This is a genomic window from Pantoea sp. CTOTU46764 (assembly GCF_031974595.1).
Lineage (GTDB): Bacteria > Pseudomonadota > Gammaproteobacteria > Enterobacterales > Enterobacteriaceae > Pantoea > Pantoea trifolii.
Window position 1 is genome coordinate 1 of the sequence record NZ_DALYOQ010000057.1, and the last position, 5,736, is coordinate 5,736.

General features: G+C 47.3%; 6 protein-coding genes and 1 pseudogene. All 7 read left to right on the forward strand.

The window, feature by feature from the left end:
* Window positions 1–367: pseudogene (locus RTM06_RS16825) on the forward strand (type VI secretion system ATPase TssH); the annotation flags it as partial.
* A 32-nt stretch (window positions 368–399) separates the two neighbouring features.
* Window positions 400–837, forward strand: coding sequence for an inner membrane protein YiaA (gene yiaA / locus RTM06_RS16830; RefSeq protein ID WP_312183700.1), 438 nt, complete (start codon window positions 400–402; stop codon window positions 835–837).
* Between the two features lie 85 nt (window positions 838–922).
* Window positions 923–1,480 carry a type IV secretion protein Rhs gene (locus RTM06_RS16835; RefSeq protein WP_312183702.1) on the forward strand — a complete coding sequence of 186 codons (558 nt, stop codon included), beginning with the start codon at window positions 923–925 and terminating at the stop codon, window positions 1,478–1,480.
* Window positions 1,474–1,911 (forward strand): putative T6SS immunity periplasmic lipoprotein, encoded by a 438-nt coding sequence (locus RTM06_RS22790; protein ID WP_367117912.1) that lies wholly within the window; start codon window positions 1,474–1,476, stop codon window positions 1,909–1,911. Before RTM06_RS16835 ends, RTM06_RS22790 begins: the two co-directional genes overlap by 7 nt.
* A gap of 52 nt (window positions 1,912–1,963) precedes the next feature.
* Entirely contained in the window at window positions 1,964–2,413 is a 450-nt protein-coding gene (locus RTM06_RS16840) for a putative T6SS immunity periplasmic lipoprotein (protein WP_265297656.1), read from the forward strand.
* Window positions 2,414–2,683: 270 nt separating this feature from the next.
* Window positions 2,684–2,956 (forward strand): hypothetical protein, encoded by a 273-nt coding sequence (locus tag RTM06_RS16845; RefSeq protein ID WP_312183705.1) that lies wholly within the window; start codon window positions 2,684–2,686, stop codon window positions 2,954–2,956.
* A 158-nt stretch (window positions 2,957–3,114) separates the two neighbouring features.
* Window positions 3,115–5,652, forward strand: a complete 2,538-nt coding sequence (locus RTM06_RS16850; RefSeq protein ID WP_312183706.1) for a type VI secretion system tip protein VgrG — start codon at window positions 3,115–3,117, stop codon at window positions 5,650–5,652.
* The last annotated feature ends 84 nt before the right edge of the window (window positions 5,653–5,736 follow it).

Consider the following 5,736-nt stretch of genomic DNA (forward strand, 5'->3'; position numbering starts at 1 on the left):
GTGCCTGCGCCCGATCCTGCGCGACCACTTCCAGCCCGCGCTGCTGGCGCGCTTCCAGACGGTGATTTACCGCCCGCTGGCGCGCGACGCGATGCGCATCATCGTGGAAATGAAGCTCAGCCAGGTCAGCAAACGTCTGCAGCGTCATTACGGCATCCGCACCACCATCGGCGACGGCCTGTACGAGATGCTCACCAACGCCTGCCTGCTGCCGGACACCGGGGCGCGCAACGTCGACAGCCTGCTCAATCAGCAGATTCTGCCGGTGCTGAGCCAGATGATTGTGCAGCACCGCGCCAGCGGCACCTTAGGCAACAGCCTGACGCTGGATACCAATGAAGAGGGTGAAGTGAGCTTTATCTTCTGAACACGTGACGTTTTTAATAACAAGGAGTGTGTATGAAAACTCAAAATATCCCCGTTTCACCTGCCTTTATCGCGATTTCCTGGATTGCCATGCTTGGCGGCACGCTGGTTTATCTGGCGGGCCTGTGGCGCGCGGAGATGGAGCTGAATGAAAAAGACTATTACTTCGCGGTGCTGATCCTCGGACTGTTCGCGGCGGTTTCGCTGCAAAAAACCGTACGCGACCGTTTGGAAGGTATTCCGACTACACACCTTTATCACATGGTTTGCCTACTGGCCTTCACTATTGCCGTGGTGTTGCTGGTTGCTGGGCTGTGGAATGCAACGCTGATGCCGAGCGAAAAAGGCTTTTACGGCGTGTCATTTTTCATGGCGTTATTCGGTGCTGTAGCGGTACAGAAAAACACCCGTGACAGCATGCACAGCGTGTCTGACAGCGCTGATGAAACGCCGCACGAACCTCAGGCCTGATATTTCCGAACTCTCCCGCTGCCGTCGCTGTGGCGGGAGAACGTTGACGCCAGGAGGGCGGTGTAATGATTTTGGGTGAGTAAGCATGACAGATAAAGCTAGAAAAGCGGCTATTAAAGAGGGGAGCCTGCGCTTGATGACCGTAGGTGAAATACAACTTGCCAAAAAGGTGTTTGGCGAGAAGATCTCTTACGGCAAGGTCTGGATCCATCATGAAAGTTATTTGCCTTTTGGCCTACAGCATGAGCGCGTCGCCATGACACCAAATGGTGAAATATATTACAGAACCGCGCTATACAGGGCTGATTTCTCTGACCTATTACAGAGTGATATCGCTGACATGCATGTATTTATTCATGAACTCAGTCATGTATGGCAACGTGAAAGAGGCATGTGTGTCATCTGCCGGGGAGTGGTCAGTTTTATGGCTGATTACACCTATGACCTTGATGGTCGGTTATTGAGTGAATACCCGATGGAACAGCAAGCTCAGATTATTGCTGATAACTACATTCTCTCCGAATGGGGATTTGACCGCTGGAATCAATTTAGAATGTATAATTACGTTAAATTAATCAAGGCTATGAGTGAGACTGAAGCCAGTGCAGCATATAAAGTAGCTCTTAGAGGGTTTCCATGGTGAAGCATTTACAAAACTATTTTATTAGCTTACTCACATGCTTATTTCTGATCGGATGTACTTTGGGAGAAGAACAGGTTGGGTTTAAGCGTGATACAAATATTATTCTGGTTAAGGATATGCTTTGTATTAGCACTCCCCAAAATGATTCGTATTATTTGAGCATCATTTCTATAAAAAACAAGGATGGTTCAGGATTAAGGAAAACGTACGCGGGAAGTGAGTTGTTAGCAGTGAATACTAAGCGTTGTCTTTCATCATCACAGTGGCCTATGGTAGAAAATACTGCTTATACCATTCATTACACTTTGCTTTCAACCTCAACGAAACTCCCTGCCTTTAGAAAAGTCGCATCCATAATGGTTATAGATGGGAGGGTTTTAAATTTAAAGTTATATAACTCCGATTATCTTCCCTCTTTTATTTCTGAATGATCTGTTTTTGAGTTATCTAAGGATTAAGAATTTTATCGCTCAGTGAGTTAAAATGATTGATCGTGGTTTTTATAATAGAAATATAGTCATTTCTACTTTGATCATAAGTTCTGTATTTCTTAGCGGATGTCCGGGTTCGGGGGACAGAGGATGGTGCGATGAAACAACGAAAGCAGTACATAAAGGAAATGATGTTTGCTTTCCCATAAAAAATGCAGAAGGATATATCCCAACTTATCTGTCAGTTAATCTGAGATATACTCCGCGAACAGAGCAAAAAAACAGGATTGTCAGGGACGTTGAAATCTCAAATGGCATGCTATGTCTTTCCCCGGATGAGTTTTCGCCTGTTGAAGGAAAAGAATATATAGTTAAATTTATTCTTAAAAACGGCGGGGGTTTTGATTCGATTAGAAGCTTTGTCGTTGCTGTTAAAGTGGTTAATGGAAACGTGGGTAGCTTTCAGTTACATAATATTGAAATGGCGCGAAGCTATCAATAATTTAATCGGTGTGTAGCTGGCGCCTAAAATAACCACCAAGATAAGTGTTTTAATGGTAAGGCAAATACTAAATATGACGCTAAGATAATCATGATGAAATGTCATCTGTTTTATAAAACAGGGTTTTCCTTCACTCTGATAATGAGTTCCGTCTTTCTCACTAGCTGCCTTGGCGATAAGGTGACGTTTTCAGAAACGGCGAATATCACTCAAAGAGAAAATGCAGCATGCTTTGAAGTGCAAGGAGCCAGCGACTACACGCTATAATCCATGAGTATATTCAGAAGGGGGCATGAAGATGATAGACAATCTTTAATGCCCAATAATACCAATTTAAAGGATGAGCGATTTATCTGTCTTTCCGAATCAGTAATTGACGAGTTTGGCGATGGAGAGTATGTGGTTAGATTTAGTTTGAAGCCAATTAAAAAGCGTCAAAATACAAGGGTGTTTTCAAATGCCATACAAATTGATGGGCGTCAGGTTAAAAACATCCCACTGCAGGAGAATGAAATTACGCATTACCTCGGTAACAATTTCTAAATTAATGGTAACTATTCGTGGAAATGCGGTCTCGTAATAGCATCAAAACAATTTATCCAGCCGCTGTCAGAGAACATTAATAAAGCCCAGAGAAAGTCGTCAACGTCCCCACCAGTGATAGAGACGTTGTGGCCGGCTGTCATCAAGGAGTGAATGACATGAACATAACTGATTTACTGCAAGGTGCATCCTCGTTAATAAACGGGACGTTGAACCGTTACAAGCTTTCTATCCCCTCATGCTCATCCAGTATTGACGTCGAGAACTTTAACGGCACAGAAGCATTGAGTGAGAACTATCACTACGATGTGCTGTTCACTAGCCCGGATAAAGACATCACGGCCGCGCAGATGCTGCGTAAACCAGCGACGCTGACCATGGGTACGGGCGAGTTGATGGGGCTGTCGGGGCAAAAAATGGTGCATGGTTACATCACCGATTTTCACCGTCTGACGGGTTCGGCCGATCAGGTGACTTATCTAATAGTTATTGAGCCACGCCTTGCATTGCTGGATAAGCAATATCGCTCCCACCGTTTCTTTGTGAATAAATCGGTTCCGGAAGTGGTAAGCCAGATACTGGATGAACACGGTTTTCAGGGCTGGGAATATGAATTCAGCCTGAAGCACGAATATCCCAGGCGTGAGCAGATAAATCAGTACCAGGAAAGTGACCTTCAGTTTATTCGCCGCTTGCTGTCGGAAGTCGGCATCTTTTACATGTTCACGCTCCAGCCAGACACCCAGACTGAAGTTGTTCGGTTTGGTGATGCTCAGTCTGCGCTTATTCAGGGTAAGCCGTTGCCACTTAACAGCCCTTCCGGCCTGGAAGATAACGGACAGGAATCGATCTGGGGACTGAATATCATCCACAAAGTGGTCGAAGCAGGGGTGGTCGCGAAAGATTACAACCATCGCGAGGCGCAACGTATTTTACGTTCGGTTCAGGCGGATATGTCGCGCGGCGATGGTGATGAGATCAACTACGGGCTGGTTTATCATTACCGTCCGCGTCATCCTGACAGCGGCGATAAATATGTGCCCGCGCCGGAGACTGCGAACTATTACGCGCGCCTCGATCACGAACGTTTTTTGTGCGGCCAGACGCTGATTACTGGCATCAGCAATGACGCATCGCTGGCTCCAGGCAAGGTGCTGACCATTATTGATGGTGTTTTGCCAACGCTGCCGGAACAGCTTCAGAGTCCGGTCGTCGTCACCCGCATCCACCTCAGTGCCAGCCGTAAGTCGGCGTTACAGATTAACCTCAACGGTGTGCCTTATAGCGAAACGCTGTGCTGGCGTCCAAGGTTGTTACCACGGCCAAAAGTCAGCGGCACCATGACAGCGCGAGTCACCAGCGCAAAAGACAATGATATCTACGCCTGGCAGGATGCCTCCGGTTTGTACCGCGTGGTATTTGATGCGGATGAAGAGAGCAAAGATCGCGGTCAGGAAAGCATGCCGGTGCGCCTCGCCAAACCTTATGGCGGTGATATGTATGGTTTCCACTTCCCGCTGATACAGGGAACGGAGGTGGCGATTGCCTTCCGTGAAGGCGATCCTGACCAGCCCTACATTGCTCACGCGTTGCACGACTCGCGACATGTCGATCACGTCACAGAGAAAAACAGCACCCGCAATGTTATTCGTACCGCTGGGCTGAACAAGCTTCGGATGGAGGACAAGCGCGGCGAAGAGCACGTCAAGCTCAGCACGGAGTACGGTGGCAAGACGCAGCTTAATTTAGGCCACAACGTCGACGATGACAGGCTGCTCCGGGGAGAAGGCGCGGAATTGCGAACAGATGACTGGGTTGCCGTTCGCGGTGGCAAAGGTGTATTCATCTCGGCTGATGCACAACAAAGTGCACAAGGGCGCATGATGGATATGGAAGAGGCAATACGGCAACTTAAAAACGCGCTATCGCTAGCAAAAAGCTTAAACGAAATTGCTCAAAAAGCTGAAGCAACCCAAGGTGACTCAGATTCTCATGAAGAACTTAATAATGCGCTGGAAGATTTGAAGCAAGCAGGGATTTTGGCTCATGCTCCTGAAGGCATTGGAATTGTCAGCCCCAAATCAGTACGTATGGCTTCAGGTGGAGCAAGCGTTGGTCTGATGTCGGGGAAAAATACGGACATCAGTGCTGGAGAGTCAATCACGCTAGCGGCTACTAAAACTGTCAGCGTGTTTGCGCAGGGAGAGGGAATGCAGTTGATTGCTGGCGCAGGGAAATTGGATATCCAGGCTCAGGAAGGCGAGCTTAACGCAGCAGCACAACAAGACATCACGATAAGCAGCGCCGAAGGGAAAGTAACTGTAAGCGCTGGTCAGGAACTGACTATCACTTGTGGCGGAGCCTATATAAAACTCAGAGGTGGCAATATTGAGATGGGTGCACCTGGAAATATTCTTCTGAAATGCGCCAATGCGCAGAAAATGGGACCAGCCACGCTAGACTCTCCACCACATACCTTCCCTAAAGGATACGGTGAAGGTTTTACATTAAAAGATTCAGAAAGTGGTGAAATCCAACCCTTTACATTTTACAGGGTCACCACCGGAGAAGGTGAGGTGTATGAAGGCGTTTCTGATGAACATGGAAAAACAATGCGGATATTCACAGCTATGCCATCAGCATTGAAAATTGAGTTCCCGGATGAAGAAATGACCGATATCAAGGAAGAAAAATAATGAGCACAGCAACTACGTCTCTGGAATGCAAATATCCAGATGCCTGGACAGGTAAACAAAAAAAATACTGGGTCGAGATTCAGC

Coding starts and splice junctions, on each gene's coding strand:
- yiaA (WP_312183700.1), top strand. CDS start 400: ATGAAAACTCAAAATATCCCCGTTTCACCTGCCTTTATCGCGATTTCC.
- RTM06_RS16835 (WP_312183702.1), top strand. CDS start 923: ATGACAGATAAAGCTAGAAAAGCGGCTATTAAAGAGGGGAGCCTGCGC.
- RTM06_RS22790 (WP_367117912.1), top strand. CDS start 1,474: ATGGTGAAGCATTTACAAAACTATTTTATTAGCTTACTCACATGCTTA.
- RTM06_RS16840 (WP_265297656.1), top strand. CDS start 1,964: ATGATTGATCGTGGTTTTTATAATAGAAATATAGTCATTTCTACTTTG.
- RTM06_RS16845 (WP_312183705.1), top strand. CDS start 2,684: ATGAGTATATTCAGAAGGGGGCATGAAGATGATAGACAATCTTTAATG.
- RTM06_RS16850 (WP_312183706.1), top strand. CDS start 3,115: ATGAACATAACTGATTTACTGCAAGGTGCATCCTCGTTAATAAACGGG.